The 17,503-nt window shown below is 57.1% G+C and carries 17 protein-coding genes; 10 read left to right on the top strand and 7 right to left on the bottom strand.

The genetic code is table 11. The features are described 5' to 3' along the window. Positions 1-6 precede the first annotated feature (6 nt). From JHD64_RS05240 to JHD64_RS05220, 5 genes are read left to right on the top strand one after another with little or no spacing between them, the layout of a single operon-like run. A complete protein-coding gene (locus tag JHD64_RS05240) occupies positions 7-993 on the top strand; it encodes an NAD(P)-dependent oxidoreductase (RefSeq protein WP_059284751.1) in 987 nt (328 codons plus the stop codon). Beyond that, positions 990-2,132, top strand: a complete 1,143-nt coding sequence (locus JHD64_RS05235; protein WP_199052495.1) for an aminotransferase class I/II-fold pyridoxal phosphate-dependent enzyme — start codon at positions 990-992, stop codon at positions 2,130-2,132. The genes JHD64_RS05240 and JHD64_RS05235 overlap by 4 nt, the downstream gene beginning before the upstream one ends. Next, a complete protein-coding gene (gene neuC / locus JHD64_RS05230; protein ID WP_199052494.1) occupies positions 2,129-3,316 on the top strand; it encodes a UDP-N-acetylglucosamine 2-epimerase in 1,188 nt (395 codons plus the stop codon). The genes JHD64_RS05235 and neuC overlap by 4 nt, the downstream gene beginning before the upstream one ends. Positions 3,317-3,332: 16 nt before the next feature. Continuing rightward, a complete protein-coding gene (locus tag JHD64_RS05225; RefSeq protein ID WP_199052493.1) occupies positions 3,333-3,947 on the top strand; it encodes an acetyltransferase in 615 nt (204 codons plus the stop codon). Between the two features lie 36 nt (positions 3,948-3,983). Next, positions 3,984-5,762: a thiamine pyrophosphate-binding protein gene (locus JHD64_RS05220; protein ID WP_059284747.1), complete on the top strand. Its 1,779-nt coding sequence runs from the start codon at positions 3,984-3,986 to the stop codon at positions 5,760-5,762. Positions 5,763-5,825: 63 nt separating this feature from the next. On the opposite strand, the gene JHD64_RS05215 is transcribed toward JHD64_RS05220, so the two are convergent. Genes JHD64_RS05215 through rfbB form a run of 7 tightly spaced genes read right to left on the bottom strand, consistent with a single transcriptional unit; the run spans position 5,826 to position 12,456 of the window. Continuing rightward, positions 5,826-6,848: a glycosyltransferase family 2 protein gene (locus JHD64_RS05215; protein ID WP_059284746.1), complete on the bottom strand. Its 1,023-nt coding sequence runs from the start codon at positions 6,846-6,848 to the stop codon at positions 5,826-5,828. A 57-nt stretch (positions 6,849-6,905) separates the two neighbouring features. Beyond that, the gene (locus tag JHD64_RS05210) at positions 6,906-8,204 is read right to left on the bottom strand and encodes a hypothetical protein (protein ID WP_199052492.1); all 1,299 of its coding nucleotides are present in this window, start codon (positions 8,202-8,204) and stop codon (positions 6,906-6,908) included. A 12-nt stretch (positions 8,205-8,216) separates the two neighbouring features. Further along, a complete protein-coding gene (locus JHD64_RS05205) occupies positions 8,217-9,029 on the bottom strand; it encodes a glycosyltransferase family 2 protein (protein ID WP_199052491.1) in 813 nt (270 codons plus the stop codon). 19 nt (positions 9,030-9,048) lie between these two features. After that, positions 9,049-9,600 carry a dTDP-4-dehydrorhamnose 3,5-epimerase gene (rfbC, locus tag JHD64_RS05200; protein ID WP_059284743.1) on the bottom strand — a complete coding sequence of 184 codons (552 nt, stop codon included), beginning with the start codon at positions 9,598-9,600 and terminating at the stop codon, positions 9,049-9,051. Positions 9,601-9,615: 15 nt separating this feature from the next. Continuing rightward, positions 9,616-10,485 carry a glucose-1-phosphate thymidylyltransferase RfbA gene (gene rfbA, locus JHD64_RS05195; protein ID WP_059284742.1) on the bottom strand — a complete coding sequence of 290 codons (870 nt, stop codon included), beginning with the start codon at positions 10,483-10,485 and terminating at the stop codon, positions 9,616-9,618. Positions 10,486-10,501: 16 nt separating this feature from the next. After that, positions 10,502-11,395 (bottom strand): dTDP-4-dehydrorhamnose reductase, encoded by an 894-nt coding sequence (gene rfbD / locus JHD64_RS05190; protein ID WP_199052490.1) that lies wholly within the window; start codon positions 11,393-11,395, stop codon positions 10,502-10,504. Next, positions 11,392-12,456: a dTDP-glucose 4,6-dehydratase gene (rfbB, locus tag JHD64_RS05185; protein WP_199052489.1), complete on the bottom strand. Its 1,065-nt coding sequence runs from the start codon at positions 12,454-12,456 to the stop codon at positions 11,392-11,394. Before rfbB ends, rfbD begins: the two co-directional genes overlap by 4 nt. 421 nt (positions 12,457-12,877) lie before the next feature. Between rfbB and JHD64_RS05180 the strand changes: the two genes are divergently transcribed. From JHD64_RS05180 to petA, 5 genes are all read left to right on the top strand, one after another. Continuing rightward, positions 12,878-13,762 carry a glycosyltransferase gene (locus JHD64_RS05180; protein ID WP_233170345.1) on the top strand — a complete coding sequence of 295 codons (885 nt, stop codon included), beginning with the start codon at positions 12,878-12,880 and terminating at the stop codon, positions 13,760-13,762. A gap of 175 nt (positions 13,763-13,937) precedes the next feature. Continuing rightward, positions 13,938-14,225 carry a co-chaperone GroES gene (gene groES / locus JHD64_RS05175; RefSeq protein ID WP_045846653.1) on the top strand — a complete coding sequence of 96 codons (288 nt, stop codon included), beginning with the start codon at positions 13,938-13,940 and terminating at the stop codon, positions 14,223-14,225. Positions 14,226-14,278: 53 nt separating this feature from the next. Then, positions 14,279-15,922 (top strand): chaperonin GroEL, encoded by a 1,644-nt coding sequence (groL, locus tag JHD64_RS05170; RefSeq protein ID WP_059284738.1) that lies wholly within the window; start codon positions 14,279-14,281, stop codon positions 15,920-15,922. A gap of 129 nt (positions 15,923-16,051) precedes the next feature. Beyond that, positions 16,052-16,798 (top strand): Nif3-like dinuclear metal center hexameric protein, encoded by a 747-nt coding sequence (locus JHD64_RS05165; protein ID WP_199052488.1) that lies wholly within the window; start codon positions 16,052-16,054, stop codon positions 16,796-16,798. Between the two features lie 120 nt (positions 16,799-16,918). Beyond that, positions 16,919-17,503: a ubiquinol-cytochrome c reductase iron-sulfur subunit gene (gene petA, locus JHD64_RS05160; protein ID WP_059284737.1), complete on the top strand. Its 585-nt coding sequence runs from the start codon at positions 16,919-16,921 to the stop codon at positions 17,501-17,503.

Genomic DNA, 17,503 nt, shown 5'->3' with positions numbered 1-17,503 from the left:
GCTGACGTGAAAGTACTCATTACTGGCGGTGTAGGTTTTGTTGGCGGCCATCTGGCCCGTTCCCTGGCTTCCGAGGGGCATGATGTAACCTTGCTGGACAACTTCAAGCGGGGTGTGCAGGACCCGTTCATCGAGTCTTGCATCAATGAGTTGGGCGTAAAGGTGCTGAAAGCGGATTTGCTGGATGAATCCACCCTGCAGGATTTGCCGACCGACTTCACGCATGTGTACCATCTGGCGGCCATTATCGGCGTGACCCATGTATTGCAGCGACCTTACGAAGTACTGGCCGACAATACCAAGATGACTGACAACGTTATCCGTCTGTGTCGCCGCCAAGAGAAGCTGCAGCGTTTGCTGTTCAGCTCCACTTCTGAAGTCTACGCTGGCAGTCTGATCCATATGGACATGCCGATTCCGACCCCTGAGACCACCCCGATTGCCCTGACCGGACTGGACCAGCCTCGCACTAGCTACATGCTCTCCAAACTGTACGGCGAAGCCATGTGCAATATGAGCGGCCTGCCGGTTACCAATGTCCGCTTGCATAATGTCTATGGCCCGCGCATGGGAATGTCCCATGTGATTCCGGAGTTGTTGTTCAAGGCGTGGAAGGCGAAAGATGGCGATACGCTGGATGTATTCAGCGTGGACCATCGTCGTACCTTCTGCTATGTCAGCGATGCGGTGCGCATGATTCGTGCGCTGACCGAATCCGAAAGCGCTCTGGGAAAGACTGTCAACATCGGTAATGAATCGCCGGAAATTTCCATCGGCGAGTTGGCCGAAGTAGTGGTAACCACTGTAGATCGCAAGCTCAATCTTGTGCCGCAACCTGCGACACCGGGTTCCCCGTCGCGCCGCTGCCCCAAGACCGGTCTGTTGCAAGACCTGACCGGCGTCAGCGGGGAGGTGTCCTTGCAAGAAGGCGTGCGCCAGACCTTTGACTGGTATCTTGCCAATGTCTTCCAGGGCGGGGTGAGCGCAAAATGATCCCCTTGGCCATTCCGAACCTGGCCGGCAACGAGCGGGCCTATCTCAACGAGTGCATCGACTCCACGTTTGTTTCGACAGTGGGGCCCTTCGTCAACCGGTTTGAACAGATGGTGGGAGAGGCTGCGGGCTACGCATATACCGTTGCCACTTCCGCCGGCACCACAGGGCTTCATGCCGCGTTGATCGCGGTGGGCGTCGAGCCAGGTGACCTCGTGATCATCCCAGGGCTCAGTTTTATCGCCACGGCAAACGCGGTTGCTCACGCGCACGCTCAGCCGTGGATGCTGGATATTGATAGCGAAAGCTGGACGCTGGATCCGCGTCAGCTGGAGAAAGCCTTGCGCGAAGAAACCGCGCGCAATGAGCACGGAGCACTGCTTCATAAGGCAACGGGCAAGCGTGTCGCGGCGATTGTGCCGGTATACACGCTGGGCATGCCGGCCGATATGGATCCCATCGTTGCCCTCGCGCGTGAGTTCCGCTTGCCGGTAGTTGCCGATGGGGCGGCTGCGTTGGGCGCGCGCTACAAGGGCCGCAGCCTTGGCGAGCTGGGCGCAGATCTCACCATGTTCTCATTCAATGGCAACAAGACCGTCACTGCTGGCGGCGGCGGCGCAGTCTCCGGCAATGACGAGGCTCTTGTCAAGCGAGTGCGTCATCTGACTACGACTGCCCGCGTCGGTGCTGATTACGATCACGACATGGTCGGCTTCAACTACCGGATGACTAACATCCAGGCTGCCGTCGGTTGCGCCCAAATGGAGTTGTTGCCTCGCTTTGTTGCACGCAAGCGCGAGATCAGCGCTTTTTACGACAAGCGTTTTGCCGCGCTGCCAGGCGTTTTGCCATTTCCCATGCCGGACTTCGCCGAAAGCGCCTGCTGGTTCGCCGGATTTGTGCTTAAGGAGGGCGATTCGGCAGCGCTGCGAGCCCGCTTGCGCGAGAAGGGCATCGACGCGCGTCCGTTCTGGAAGCCGCTGCATTTTCAGGCTCCCTTTGCCGCTTGTCCGCGTGGCGACTTGTCAGTCAGCGAGAGCATCTGGCAGCGGATCGTAACCTTGCCGTGCTCCACTGGCATCAGTGATGCTGAACTGGAGCAAGTGGCCGCCATCGTGATGGCGGAGGTGGGGTTGTGAGCGATCAAGCCCCTCGCAGGATTTGCTTTGTCACGGCCACCCGCGCCGATTACGGCCATTTGTACTGGGTAATGAAGGCGGTACAGGCAGATGCCGCATTACAGTTGCAGGTGATTGTTACCGGCGCGCACCTGTGCGAGCAGTGGGGCCGGACAGAGCAGGTGGTTGTGCGGGATGGTTTCCCTGTCGATGCACGCATCGAAATGCAGATGGCGGGTGATTCGGGCGTTGGCGTCAGCAAGTCCACCGCTTTGGCCACGATGGGGTTTGCCGAAGCCTATGAGCGCTTGTCTCCGGATCTGGTCGTGCTGTTGGGGGACCGTTATGAGGAGCTGGCAGCCGCGCAGGCCGCTTTGTTCATGCGTGTACCTGTAGCGCACATTCATGGCGGTGAAACCAGTGAGGGTGCGATGGACGAGTCCATTCGCCACGCGGTTACCAAAATGTCGCATGTGCACTTTGCCGCCGCAGAGGCCTACCGGCAGCGCATTCTGCAGATGGGTGAAAATCCGGCGATGGTATTCAATTACGGCGCGCCGGGACTGGACCACTTGCAGCGGACGCCGATGATGTCTCTTGCCGAGCTGGAGCAGGATCTTGGCGTGGCCCTGGCGGAGAAGCCGGTATTTCTCGTCACGTACCATCCCGCCACGCTGGGCGATATGGAGCCGGGCGCTGCAGCTGACGAACTAATGTCGGCGCTCGAGGCTTATCCGGACGCTGCAGTGATTTTCACCGGAGTCAATGCTGATGCCGGCAATGCGGCCATAAGCTCCCGGATTCAGGCCTATGCGGCGCGTTACCCGCAGCGGGTGCGCTTTTTCAACTCGCTGGGGCAGCGGCGATATCTCAGTCTGATGCAGTGTGCCGACGTGGTGATCGGCAACTCCTCCAGCGGGCTGATTGAAGCGCCGGCCGTACGGGTGCCAACGGTCAATATCGGCGACCGTCAAAGGGGCCGATTGAAAGCCTTGTCCGTTATCGATTGCCTCGAGAATGCCGGCGATATCCAACGCGCCATTGATCTTGCCCTGTCCGAGTCGTTTATGGCGGGACTGCCGCAGGATGTTTCGCTCTACGGCAAGGGCGACGCCGCCGTCAGGATTGCGCAAAAACTGAAGACGGTTGGGCTTGATGGCGTTCTCGCCAAGAAATTCTATGACTACATGCCTTCAGGCAACTGAGCGCGAAGAGCGAATCATGAGTAAACCCATTTATGTACTGGGCGCGGGCGGTCACGCAAAGGTAATTATCGACGCTTTGCAAAGTCAGGGCCTGACGCCGTCCGGCGTTGTCGATCCCGTCGCGCAACCCGGCGACAAAGTGCTGGGCATTGAGGTGATTGGCGGCGACGATGTATTGCAATCCTTTGCGCCGGACTCCGTCTGGTTGGCAAACGGCGTTGGCGCCACACCCAAGAGCCGAGTCAACGCCAAACTGTTCGCAATCTGGCGCGACAAGGGATACCACTTTATCAATGTGCGGCATGCCAGCGCCATCGTTTCGGTTCATGCGCAGGCGCATGAAGGATCGCAAATCATGGCGGGGGCTGTCGTGCAGGCCTCGGCGGTGATCGGCGCCGGCGTGGTCGTCAATACCGGGGCCAGAATCGATCATGATTGCGTTATCGGCCAACACTGTTTCATCGCGCCATCTGTCACGATGTGCGGCGGCGTGCAGGTGGGTGAGCGCACGTTTATCGGGGCCGGCGCCGTGCTGTTGCCGGGGGTCCGTGTCGGCAGCAATGTGCTCATCGCCGCGAATGCGGTAGTGGACGCCGATGTCGCGGATGGCGGTTGCGTACTGCGCGCCTGACCGGCTTGTAAAGCCAAATCATTTGAAGAGTTCATCATGAATGTATCTGATGTAGTGATCCGCTTTCTGGAGAAAATCGGTACCCGACATGTATTCCTGCTGTCGGGCGGGGGCATCATGTATCTGCTGGATGCGCTGGGGAAAAGCGAAAAAGTGGATTACGTGTGCAACTATCACGAACAAGCTTGTGCCATTGCCGCCGATGGTTATGCCCGCATGTCCGGCTTCGGTGTTTGTTTCGCTACTTTCGGGCCCGGCGCGGTCAATGCCTTGTCCGGGGTCGTGGGCGCCTGGTATGACTCCGTACCGATGCTGGTGGTATCTGGCCAGGTACGTTCCAATCTGGTGGCGGACTATGACAAGGTAAGGCAAGTGGGACCGCAAGAAGGCAACGTACTGGAAATGGTGAAGCCAGTGACGAAATATGCCGTTTCCCTGCGTGATCCATCCATGATCCAGTACGAACTGGAAAAGGCCTACCACATCGCCAAGAATGGCCGCCCCGGTCCGGTGTGGATCGAGCTGCCGCTGGACATGCAGTCCGCCGAGGTTGATCTGGATACGCTACCCCATTGGCAACCTGAGGCTCCGGGCGATGACGCTTGGCGGACTCAGCTGGATGAGGTGGTGAAGTCATTGGAAAGTGCGGCAAGACCCGTGTTGATCCTGGGTAACGGCGTGCGCCTCTCTGGTATGTACGAGGCAGTGAGAGGGCTCGTTGAGCGACTGCAGATTCCAGTGCTGACGCCCTACACCGGTAAGGATTTGCTGGAATCGGACAACACCTGCGCCTTTGGCACTTTTGGCACGGCCGGGCAACGGCATGCCAACCTGATCATGCAGAACGCGGACCTGATTTTGGGGTTGGGGGTGGGTTTCTGCGTGGCAAAGACTGGCTTTGAAACTTCCAAGTTTGCAGTGGGTGCCAAGAAAATTTTTGTTGATATTGATCCGGGCCAGCTACAAGCCCATCCCTTGAAAGCGGACATGCCATTACTGGCGGATTTGCGCGGCTTCGTGCCAGCACTGCAAGAAAAGCTGGCTGGCTATGAGGCCCATAACGCGAAGTGGCTGGAACTGTGTCGTTATTGGGAGGACAAGTATCCTCTGGTGACGGACGCACAGCGAGCAGATTGCGGCTTTATCAACTCTTACGTATTCATGGAAGCCCTGTCCCGTTTGTCGGCTCAGAACGATATCATCGTCACTGGCAATGGTCTTGATTGCGTCAGCTTCTATCAAGGTTACAAGATCAAGGCCGGTCAACGCGCCGCACTGAACGGTAATTGGGGATCGATGGGCTGGGATTTGCCGACAGCCGTTGGCGCGCACTATGGCACGGGACAGCGGGTGTTGTGCATTGCTGGTGACGGCGGTGTAATGCTGAATAGTCAGGAGTTGCTCACTATCGGTGCTAACAAGCTGCCGATTAAGGTGTTCATCTTCAATAATGACGGTTACGGCTCAATCAAGGCGACACAGGACAACTTGTTTAATTCTCGCTATGTGGGCGCTAATCCGCAGTCCAATGTTTTCAATCCCGATTTCGAGGCGCTGGCCGCGGCTTATCGTTTGGGCTACTCCAAGGTGGCTGAGCACTCTTCGCTGGACGAGGTGTTGGGGAAAGTACTGGCTTCCGATCAGCCCGAGGTATGCGAGGTGATGCTGTCTTCGGAGCAGTGGATTTCTCCCAAAGCATCCACTTTCCGTAATGCGGAGGGCAAGCTGGAGTCCAAGCCGCTGGACGATATGTTCCCTTTCCTGCCTGATGAGGAAACCCGGCACAACCGGGAGTTGGCTCGTGCCATTGTCTGATCGCCGGACGATAAAAAACACCCGCCTTGGCGGGTGTTTTTTATTGTACAAACCCTAAAGGTCTTACCCTTTCAGCCGATTGATGGCGAAGTGGATGCCGCGTCGCAGATCGCCCGTAAGCACGCGACCAAGGAATACCGTTACCCAGGCCCACAAGATGGCCAGCGGTCTGGGCAGCTTGAGGATAGGCGCGACCCAGATATAGAAAAGCGGCGAGCTGCCAAACCGGTCATGGAAGCGGCGATAGGCGGCTGTGAGATCCCCTGCGCGGGAAAGTCGTTGGCGCAGCAGGTTGAACGGATAGTAAGAAATCAGCATTTTTTTGCCGAAGGCCTTGATGGCGTCTTCGGTCAAGCCTTTGGGCTGGAACGAGTCTAGGATGCGGAAAATGCGTTCAACAAAGACCTCGGAGAAGTCGTACCCGCCAGAGTTGTTGCGTTTGCAGGCAAGCATGTAACGAGCAACAAAGGCATTGCGGGGCTTGGAGATAATGGCCTGAATCACCAGGTTCACCTGTACCAGATTGGTGCCGCAAAACTGGTTGGCGTCAGTAGAAGCCTGTACCTCTTTGTTGATGATGCAAGCGGAGATAAAGCTGATCAGCGCACCGATTTTGTACAGAAAACTTCCGGCATCGCTGTAGTCGATTACTTCGCCGCCACCGCCTGGAAATTCCTGTACGTAGTCTTTTTCGTAACCATAAGACTTCATGCATACTACGCCGTAGTCATTGGCTTGTAGGATGTCGAGCAGGTCCGCCAGTTTCCCTTCCAGATAAAGATCGTCATCCCCCATGATCTGAACGTATTTGCCTTTGGCTTCATTGAAACATTGGGCAATGTTGGCGTCTGAGCCTATGTCCTGAGGGTTGCGGATGTAGCGTACAGGCAGCCCCTCCCGGATGGCAGCCTCGACCACCTGGGGGGTGTGATCGCTGGAGCCATTGTCTGACACGATGATTTCCACTCGATCCGGGTGCACCCCGCGCATCTCCTTGACGAGATGATCAAGGTTGATTTTAAGAAAGTCTGCGCGGTTGTAAGTGGGAATGGCGATGCTCAGTAGATATTGGCTGGTATGGGACATGGGGGGCAATCTTTTCTGGATATGATTCAAGGCCGATCGCGTTGCAGGGCGCGGCGGTCAGACTCTCCAGTCGCGGTTGTATCTTCTCCACAGGAGGAGCGCGACCGGAATGTTGATGAAAATATAGATGCTGTCGAGCACTGCGATCATGCCGCTTACCGAGTAGCGCGGCACAACAATCAGGGTGCCGATTACTGCCACAACGGTAGTGGAAACGATGAGCAACAGAAACGGCTCCCGCTTGAAGCTTCTCAATTGCACAGTGAGGCCGCCAATGAACTGGTTGGCCAGCGTGTAGGCGAGCAGGCCCGCGAAGTCCGGCAGGTCGAGCAGGCGCTGAACAAAGCGTACTTGGGGAAACAGACTGACCAGCAACAGCGCGACAGAGGCCATGCCGATGAACATTGACAGCGAACGCATGAAGTTGCGCCGGAAGGTCGTGTCCAGCAAGTGCCAGTCCTTGTTTGCGGCGGCCAAGGCCATGGCTGGGACCCGCCGCGTAAGCCAGGATTGTGAGAGCAGACTAATGGTGTTGACAATGGCGAGGGACAAACCGAGCTTGCCGGCCACGACAGCCCCTTGCATATGAAACAGCAAGGGGATGTTGATCTGGGTGAGCAGGTAGCCGCATAGCCAGTTGAGAGCAAGCCGCAATTGCAGGGGCCAGATTTCTTGTCGCCAGGCGAATGTGGCGCTGCGATTTTGTACGGCGGTGAGCAGTAGATTTTTGCGTTTCAGCAGCAGCCAGCCAGCAGGAAGCAGCATGGCGATGGCTGGCGCCATGACGGTGGCCCATAACCCTCCATGCAAGAAGAAGGCGGCCCAGCACAACACTGAGCCGCACATGATTTGCAAAAGACGAACAATATAAACGCGAGTGATTTGCCCGCTGCCTTCCAGAATGGCCAGGAAGGGGATGGACAGCAGGCTCAGTGCAGTAAAACTGCAGATGGCGACCCAGGGTTGCAACCAGTTCAGCGTCTGGTCCGCGTGTTGCGAGCTGAAGAAAAGATAGCCTCCTGGCAGCATCAGCAGCCAGAAGGCCGCAGCCATCATGCCGTACCAATGAAAAGCCCGCCCGGTCAGTGCCGAGCAGTAGGCTGCGTTGGCGCCTTCTATCCTGTAGTCCGCGCTCCAGCTGGCGTTGCTGAAGCTGTGTGCGGATACCTGGATCAGTACGCTGGAAAGGCCCAGTTCGAATAGCGTGTAGAAAGCGGCCATACTGGTGAAGCTGTAGTACCAGCCTTGTTCTTCCGCCGTAAGAAAGTGGACGGCAAGCAGGGTGGTCACTAGGCCCGCGCCGGCTTGCCACAGCCGGAACAAGAGGATGACGATCAGATCAAAGCTGGGTTTCATGATCGGCGGGGCTCAGCAATCATACTTGGGTGGCAGGCTTTTGGCGTCGAGAGCGCGCTGATTGATAAGGCTACGTTCCTTGTCGAATATCCAGCCCCATTTGTTGAAATAACGGGCCGCGGACTGTATGTGGATCCACATCAGTCTAATATTGCGATACGAGGCCTTACCAAATTCGTGAACGACAACAGCCTCTGGGATGAAGACCACACGCCCAAGACGACCAAGCCGGCGTACAAGGTCGGTGTCTTCCATATACATGAAGAAGCGCTCGTCAAAGCCACCCAGCTGCTGCAGCGCGGCCGTGCGCGTAGCCAGGAAGCAGCCGGACGCGTTGGGCAGATCAATGCGACGGTCGTAGCCGAACCATTGCATTTCGTAGTCGTAGTCGAGTCGCTTGGCCAGAAAGGGTAGAAAGCGGCGGGCAAACAGGTTGGCTGGTGTGGGCAGCAGTTTATTCAGTCGCTGCAGGCGGCCATCAGGGTAGCGCACCAACGGTGCGCAGGCGACGATGTCAGCCTTTTCCTCCAGCGGAGCAATGAGTTTTGTTACCGTGTCGGCGCTGAATTCGATGTCCGGATTCAGGATGAGATGCACATCGCTGTGCAGACCGGCAATGGCCCGATTGTGTGCCGCGCCAAAGCCAATGTTGCTGCCGCTGTGACGATAGTCATGTCGACCAAAAAGTGCAGCCAGCGTCGTTTTGGGCGAGTTGTCCTGTACTACCAGATGAATGGGCATAGTGCTAGCGTTAATGCTGGCCAGCAGCCGTTGCAATTGTGCAGCCGGATTGTTGTACAGAACCAGAGAGGCGCTTACATGCATGGGGAGTCTTGGTTCGGGGTCAGTTGGAGAGCTCGGCCTTCGCAAAGCGCTCGCCTACCATATCTTTGGCGGACAGGATGGGCTCGATGTTGTTCAGTGGCCATGCGATATCCAGTTGCGGATCATTCCAGAGGATTGAGCGTTCCGCGTTGACGTTCCAGTAGGCGTTAGCCTTGTACTGCACTTCAGCATGTTCGCTTAGGGTAAGGAAACCGTGGGCAAAGCCTTCCGGAATCCACAGTTGACGCTTGTTGTCAGCAGACAGCATGACACCAACCCATTGACCGAATGTAGGCGAGCTACGGCGGATATCCACAGCAATGTCATACACTTCGCCCAGCGTGCAGCGTACCAGCTTGCCTTGGGCAAAAGGTGGCATCTGGTAGTGTAGCCCACGCAACACACCCTTGCTGGAGCGGCTGTGGTTGTCCTGAACAAACTCAACTTTGCGGCCAATAGCCTGATCAAAGTGCTGCTGGTTGAAGCTTTCGAAGAAAAAACCTCGGTCGTCACCGAATACGGCAGGTTCAATGATTTTGACGTCCGCAATGGCGGTATCGATGATTTTCATGAATGGCTTGCTTTCTTACTTCAGCAGCTGCAGCAGGTATTGCCCGTAGGCATTTTTCTTTAGCGGTTGCGCCAGCTGTTCCAGCCGGGATGCATCAATCCAGTGCTGCACGTAGGCAATTTCTTCCAGGCAGGCTACTTTCAGGCCCTGACGGTTTTCCACGGTGGCAATGAACTGGCTGGCTTCCAGCATGGATTCGTGGGTGCCGGTATCCAGCCAGGCATAGCCACGGCCCATGGTCTGTACATCCAGCTGGCCTTGTTGCAGGTAGTGATTGTTGACATCGGTGATTTCCAGCTCGCCGCGCGCTGAGGGGCGAATGGATTTGGCGATGTCGACGACCTGATTGTCGTAGAAGTACAGGCCGGTGACGGCATAGTTGGACTTCGGAGTGGCAGGTTTTTCCTCGATGGACAAGGCCTTGCCCTGAGCATCGAATTCCACCACGCCATAGCGCTCCGGGTCCTGTACGTGGTAGGCAAACACACTGGCACCTTGCTGTTTGGCGTTGGCCGCTTTCAGCAGTTTGGGGAAGTCATGGCCATGGAAGATATTGTCGCCCAGCACCAGTGCCGAAGGCGCGCCGGCCAGGAAGTTTTCGCCAATGATGAAGGCCTGTGCCAGTCCGTCCGGGCTGGGTTGTACCGCGTATTGCAGGCTGATGCCCCACTGGCTGCCATCGCCTAGCAGCTGTTCGAAGCGCGGGGTGTCCTGCGGGGTGGAGATGATCAGGATGTCCCGGATCCCGGCCAGCATCAGGGTGCTGAGCGGGTAGTAGATCATCGGCTTGTCGTAGATGGGCAGCAATTGTTTGCTGACGGCCAGTGTGGCGGGGTACAGGCGGGTGCCGCTGCCCCCCGCCAGGATGATGCCTTTACGTTTCATCTGCTTGCGTCCTGCATCAGGAATTGAAGATCTGCTGGAACACCTGTTCCACGCCGCTCTGCCATGCTGGCATGATCAGGCCGAAATTGCCCTCGATTTTACTGCAATTCAGCCTGGAGTTGCCGGGGCGTTTTGCTGGGGTGGGGTAGGCGCTGCCGGGAATGGCGTGCAGGTTTTCCGGCTTCAGTTGAAGTGCGACACCGTAACGTTCCGCCAGCGCAAGCAGGAATTCGGTATAACCATGCCAGCTGGTGCTGCCGCTGCTGGTGAGGTGGTAGGTGCCAAGCAGTGTTTTGTCCTGACTGGTTTGCCACTGTTTGATGATGTGGGCGCTGATATCGGCAATCAGTGCCGCGGGGGTGGGCGCGCCAATCTGGTCGGCCACCACGTTCAGGCTGTCGCGTTCGCGCGCCAGGCGCATGATGGTCTTGAGGAAGTTGCCGCCATGTGCCCCCACCACCCAGCTGGTGCGCAGGATGATGTGGTCTGCACCACTGGCACGAATGGCCTGTTCACCCCGGCATTTGCTCAAGCCATAAATGGACTGCGGGTTGGTGGCATCGTCCTCTTCATAAGAAGTGGCCTTGTCACCATCAAACACATAGTCGGTGGAGTAGTGCAGCAGCAGTGCATTATTTGCCGCGGCCCAGTCGGCCATCGCGGCCGGCGCGGCGGCATTCACGGCATGGGCCAGCTCGGCGTCACTCTCTGCCTTGTCCACGGCGGTGTAGGCTGCCGGATTGACGATGACGTCTGGCTGGGTTTGATCCAGCACTGCGGCAATGTCAGCTGGGCGGGAAAGATCCAGTTGCTGGCGATCCAGGCAGATGCACTCGCCCAGCATGGCCAGCGAGCGGCGCAGCTCAAAGCCTAGCTGGCCATTGATGCCGGTAATCAGGATGCGGCTCATGCCTTGTTCCCGTAGTGTTGCTCCAGCCATTGGCGATAATTGCCGCTGGTGACGTTGCTGACCCAGTCCTGATTATCCAGATACCACTCTACGGTTTTGCGGATGCCGCTTTCAAAGGTTTCTGCCGGTTTCCAGCCCAGCTCGCGTTCCAGCTTGCGTGCATCAATCGCATAACGGCGGTCATGGCCGGGGCGGTCCTGCACATAGGTGATCTGCTCGGCGTAGCCTGTACCATCGGCTTTGGGGCGTAAGGTGTCCAGAATGCTGCAAATGGTGTGGACAACGTCCAGATTGGCTTTTTCGTTCCAGCCGCCAACATTATAGGTTTCACCCAGGCGACCTTGCGCCAGCACGGTGCGGATGGCACTGCAATGGTCTTTGACATACAGCCAGTCGCGGATTTGCTGGCCATCACCGTAAATGGGCAAGGGTTTGCCGGCCAGTGCATTCAGGATGACCAGCGGAATCAGCTTTTCCGGGAAGTGATAGGGGCCGTAGTTGTTGCTGCAGTTGGTAGTGAGGACCGGCAGGCCGTAAGTATGGTGCCAGGCGCGTACCAGGTGGTCCGAGGCGGCCTTGCTGGCCGAGTACGGACTGTTGGGTTCGTAGCGGTTGTTTTCACTGAATGGTGCGTCAGTGGCGGAAAGGGTCCCGTACACTTCATCGGTGGAAACGTGCAGGAAGCGGAAGGCTGCTTTGGTTTCGCCTTCCAGACCATTCCAGTAAGCGCGCACCGCTTCCAGCAGGTTGAAAGTGCCCACGACATTGGTCTGAATGAAGTCGCCAGGGCCGTGGATGGAGCGGTCAACATGGCTTTCTGCTGCGAAATTGATGACAGCGCGGACCTGATGCTCCTGTAGCAGTCGGCTGACCAGTTCCCGGTCGCCAATATCGCCCTGGACAAACAGGTGGCGTCGGTTGTTTTCCAGGCTGGAGAGGGTTTGCAGATTGCCGGCGTAAGTCAGCTTGTCCAGGTTGATGACAGCTTCGTCACTGCCATTCAGCCAGTCCAGAACAAAGTTGGCTCCAATGAAGCCGGCACCGCCAGTCACCAATATCATTTAACAATTCCAATAAGTAAGTGGTTTTTGCTATGGGCAGAGCCATGGTAAAGTAGCCCGCTGTTAATTATTGCAATGTATCCGCTTGCAAGGCGGATATTATAAGACAAAATCGGCCAGCTTCTTACCGGACGGTCCTGTGACTGCTCTACGAATACGGTTAATTACACTTTTACGCCCTTTCAGGCCCTGACTTCCTATGTTGCAGATACTATTGCTCGCGCTGTCGGCTTCGCTTTTTTCGGGGCTGTTGTTGATCCGTTACTCTCATTTGCATTCCCGCTATTCAACGGATAGTGATGTCAATGGTGTGCAGAAATTTCATGCGACACCAGTGCCCAGAATTGGTGGATTGCCCATCATGATTGGTCTGATTGTCGGGTGTGCGCTATCTGGATTTCTGAATTCTTCGGTTTGGGTTTTGTTACTGTTGTTGTCGGCCTTGCCGGCATTTGCTGCGGGCTTTGTCGAGGATCTCACCAAGAAAATCGGCCCTTTGCCGCGCCTGCTCGCCACCTTTGTGGCAGCGGCGCTGGGCTATTTCCTGCTGGGGGCCGGGCTGGCTCGACTGGATATTCCGCTGATCGATACCTTGTTGGGGCATTACTGGTGGCTGTCCCTGCTGCTGACCATGGTGGCAGTGGGCGGCGTGGCGCATGCGGTCAACATCATCGATGGTTATAACGGCTTGTCGGGCATGGTGGCGGTGTTCATCTTCCTGGCCATTGCTTATGTCTGCTTTAAAGTGCAGGACATTGTATTGATGAGCGTGTGCTTTGCCATGGTCGGAGCCATCTTCGGTTTTTTGTTCTGGAATTTTCCGCGTGGGCTGATTTTTGCCGGAGATGGCGGAGCCTATCTGATCGGCTTCATGATTGCCGAAATATCCGTATTGTTGGTGGCGCGCAATCCGGCGGTGTCGCCGTGGTTTCCCCTGTTGTGTGTGATTTATCCGGTTTTTGAGACTATTTTTTCCATTTACCGGCGCAAGTTTCTGCAGGGGCGGGCGGTGGGCTACCCGGATGCACTCCATCTGCACCAGATGGTGTACAAGCGCATGGTGTTGTGGATGGTCGGCTCCAAAGAGGCCCACCATCTGACCCAGCGCAATAGCATGACCTCCCCTTATCTGTGGGCCCTGGCCTCTTTTTCGGTGGTGCCGGCCATGCTGTTCTGGAATCACACCTGGGTGCTGATGCTGCTGGTGCTGCTGTTTGTACTGGCCTATCTGCGGCTGTACCGCATGATTGTCCGTTTCAAGACCCCGCGCTGGATGGTGTTGCGGCGCGACGACTCTTCGCGCTGAACCTTCACTTAATGCCGGCAAGGGCTGGCAAGTTTTTGCCGGCCCCCCTCTTGAAACATCGTTTCCCCGTCCCTATTATTAGCACTCGTCAGGGGTGAGTGCTAAAGCCCGCCCCGTACTGCCATCCTGGCAGATGATTTTTGCTTTCAACAGCCACTTGTATTAGGAGAGATCAATGGCAATTCGTCCGCTGCACGATCGTGTTGTTATCAAGCGCCTTGAGGCTGAAGAAAAGACTGCTTCCGGTATCGTTCTGCCGGGTGCAGCTGCTGAAAAGCCCGACATGGGCGAGGTGCTGGCTGTCGGTAACGGCAAGGTTCTGGACAATGGCGAGCGCCGTCCGCTGGAACTGAAAGTTGGTGACAAAGTGATTTTCGGCAAGTACTCCGGTCAGTCCGTCAAGGTTGACGGTGAAGAAGTCCTCGTGATGCGCGAGGAAGATGTAATGGGCATCGTCGAGTAATTCCGACCCATACCGACTTCTAAACGACCCTATAGAATTCTGGAGATTTGAGAATGGCTGCAAAAGACGTAAAGTTTGGTGATTCCGCTCGTGCCAAGATGGTGGTTGGCGTCAACATCCTGGCTGACGCTGTCAAGGTGACCCTGGGCCCGAAAGGCCGCAACGTGGTACTGGACCGCTCCTTTGGCGCGCCGACCATCACCAAGGATGGTGTTTCCGTTGCCAAGGAAATCGAACTGAAAGACAAGTTCGAAAACATGGGCGCGCAGATGGTGAAGGAAGTGGCTTCCAAGACTTCCGACGTGGCCGGCGACGGTACCACCACTGCCACCGTACTGGCACAGGCCATCGTGCAGGAAGGCATGAAGTTTGTTGCCGCCGGCATGAACCCGATGGACCTGAAGCGTGGCATCGACAAGGCGGTGATTTCCCTGGTAGGTGAAATCGCCAAGATCGCCAAGCCATGTGCCACCAGCAAGGAAATCGCCCAGGTTGGCTCCATTTCCGCCAACTCCGATGCCGATATCGGTGAAATCATCGCCACCGCCATGGAAAAAGTGGGCAAGGAAGGCGTGATCACCGTTGAAGACGGCAAGAGCCTGAACAACGAGCTGGACGTGGTGGAAGGCATGCAGTTCGACCGCGGCTACCTGTCCCCGTACTTCATCAACAATCAGGAAAAACAGATTGCCGCTCTGGACAATCCGTTTGTTCTGCTGTTCGACAAGAAGGTTTCCAACATCCGCGACCTGCTGCCGGTACTGGAGCAAGTAGCCAAGTCCGGTCGTCCGCTGCTGATCATCGCCGAAGATGTTGAAGGCGAAGCGCTGGCTACCCTGGTGGTCAACACCATCCGCGGCATCCTGAAGGTGGTTGCTGTCAAGGCTCCGGGCTTTGGCGACCGTCGCAAGGCCATGCTGCAGGATATCGCCATCCTGACCGGCGGTACCGTGATTGCCGAAGAACTGGGCCTGACCCTGGAAAAAGCCACACTCGACATGCTGGGCCAAGCCAAGCGTATCGAAGTGGGCAAGGAAAACACCATCATCATCGATGGCGCTGGTCAGGCTGATGCCATCCAGGCCCGTGTTGGTGAAATCCGTCGCCAGATCGAAGAAGCTTCTTCCGATTACGACCGCGAAAAACTGCAAGAGCGCGTGGCCAAGCTGGCCGGCGGTGTTGCCGTGATCAAGGTTGGCGCGGCCACCGAAGTGGAAATGAAAGAGAAGAAGGCTCGCGTGGAAGACGCGCTGCACGCTACCCGCGCCGCTGTGGAAGAAGGCGTGGTAGCTGGTGGTGGCGTGGCCCTGCTGCGTGCCCGTTCCACCCTGGACAGCCTGAAGACCGACAACGTCGATCAGGATGCTGGCGTGAAGATCGTGCTGAAGGCCATCGAAGCCCCGCTGCGTCAGATCGTCAAGAATGCTGGCGACGAGCCGTCGGTCGTGGTGAACAAGGTGCTGGAAGGCAAGGGTAACTTCGGTTACAACGCGGCTACCGGCGAATACGGCGACATGCTGGAAATGGGCGTGCTGGATCCGGCCAAGGTAACCCGCTCGGCCCTGCAACACGCTGCTTCCGTTGCCGGCCTGATGCTGACCACCGACTGCATGATCGCCGAACTGCCGGAAGACAAGCCGGCTGCTGGCGGCATGCCGGACATGGGCGGCATGGGTGGCATGGGCGGCATGATGTAAGCTGCTTCGGCCTCTCGCTGAACCTGAAAACCCCGCACTTGTGCGGGGTTTTTGTTTTTCTGCACGATGACGGGGTGCCGCTGGCTTCTCTGGCACAATAGGCGGCAGCTCATTTCGCAAGGACGGATCATGCAATTACCGCAATTGATTGCCAGCATCGATGAATGGCTGGAGCCATGGCGCTATCAGGACTACGCGCCCAATGGTTTGCAAATAGAGGGCAGGGCAGAGGTACGGCATATCATCACGGGAGTGACTGCCTCACAAGCACTGATTGATGTGGCGATTGCCCGCCGCGCCGATGCCATCCTGGTGCATCACGGCTATTTCTGGAAGGGAGAGGATGCCCGGCTGGTGGGCATGAAGCGTGCGCGCGTGGCCAAACTGTTGCAGCATGACATCAGCCTGATCGCTTACCATCTGCCACTGGATGGGCATGCAGAACTGGGCAATAACGCCACGCTCGCCAAGCGACTGGGCTGGCAGGTCGAGGGACAGACGGGGGAGCAGGGATTGTTATGGCATGGCCGCTGGCCGGCGGCTGCCACGGCAGCAGAGCTGGCCGAGGCCATTTCGCTCAGCCTCGGCCGGCAGGCCATGCTGCTGGGCCCGGCCGAGCGGCCGGTGCGCCGGCTGGCCTGGTGTACGGGAGGGGCGCAGTCTTTTTTTCAGGAAGCCATCCGGCTCGGTGTTGATGCATTTGTCACCGGCGAAGTCTCGGAGCAATGTTTCCATCTGGCCAACGAGTATGGCGTGGCATTCATTGCCGCCGGGCACCATGTAACCGAGCGCTACGGCGTGCAGGCGCTGGGCGAGAAGGTTTCTCATTTACCCGGCATAACTGTTGAATTTGTCGATCTTTTCAATCCGGTTTAGACAAATCTACCCAACCTGGCTCAATTTATTTGCATAGGCGCTTCATGTCCCTACTGGTAATCAGGTAAAATCGTCTGGTTTGAAGTTTGAGCTCGGTTTCCACGTTTGAGGATGACTGTAATGAGTGAACAACAAGTCGATACGGGGCGCCGTCGGTTTCTGACGGTAGCAACCAGCGCTGTTGGGGGTGTGGCCGTTGCCGGGGTGGCAACGCCGTTTCTGATGAGTTTCTTCCCGTCTGAACGGGCAAAGGCTGCTGGCGCACCGGTTGAGGTGGATATCAGCAAGCTGGAGCCGGGCCAGAAGATCAACGTCGAGTGGCGTGGCAAGCCGGTATGGCTGTTGTCCCGTACCAAGCAGCAAGTTGCCGACCTGCCGAAGAACGACCCCAAGCTGGTGGACCCCAAGTCCGAAGTAGACCAACAACCCAAGTACTGCCAGAACGAAGGCCGCTCCATCAAGCCTGAACTGCTGGTGGCCGTGGGTATCTGTACCCACCTGGGCTGTTCGCCGACCTTCCGTCCTGATCTGGCACCTGCCGATCTGGGCCCGGAATGGCTGGGTGGCTTCTACTGCCCGTGTCATGGTTCCAAGTTCGACCTGGCTGCCCGTGTGTTCAAGGGTGTGCCGGCTCCGAAGAACCTGGAAATCCCGCCGCATAAGTATCTGTCCGATACCCGCCTGCTGATTGGCGACGACAAATAA

It is taken from the genome of Aquitalea sp. ASV15, from assembly GCF_016429115.1.
Taxonomy (GTDB): Bacteria; Pseudomonadota; Gammaproteobacteria; order Burkholderiales; family Chromobacteriaceae; genus Aquitalea; species Aquitalea magnusonii.
Note: the sequence above shows the minus strand (reverse complement) of the source record. Positions and strands in the feature narration are given on the sequence as shown.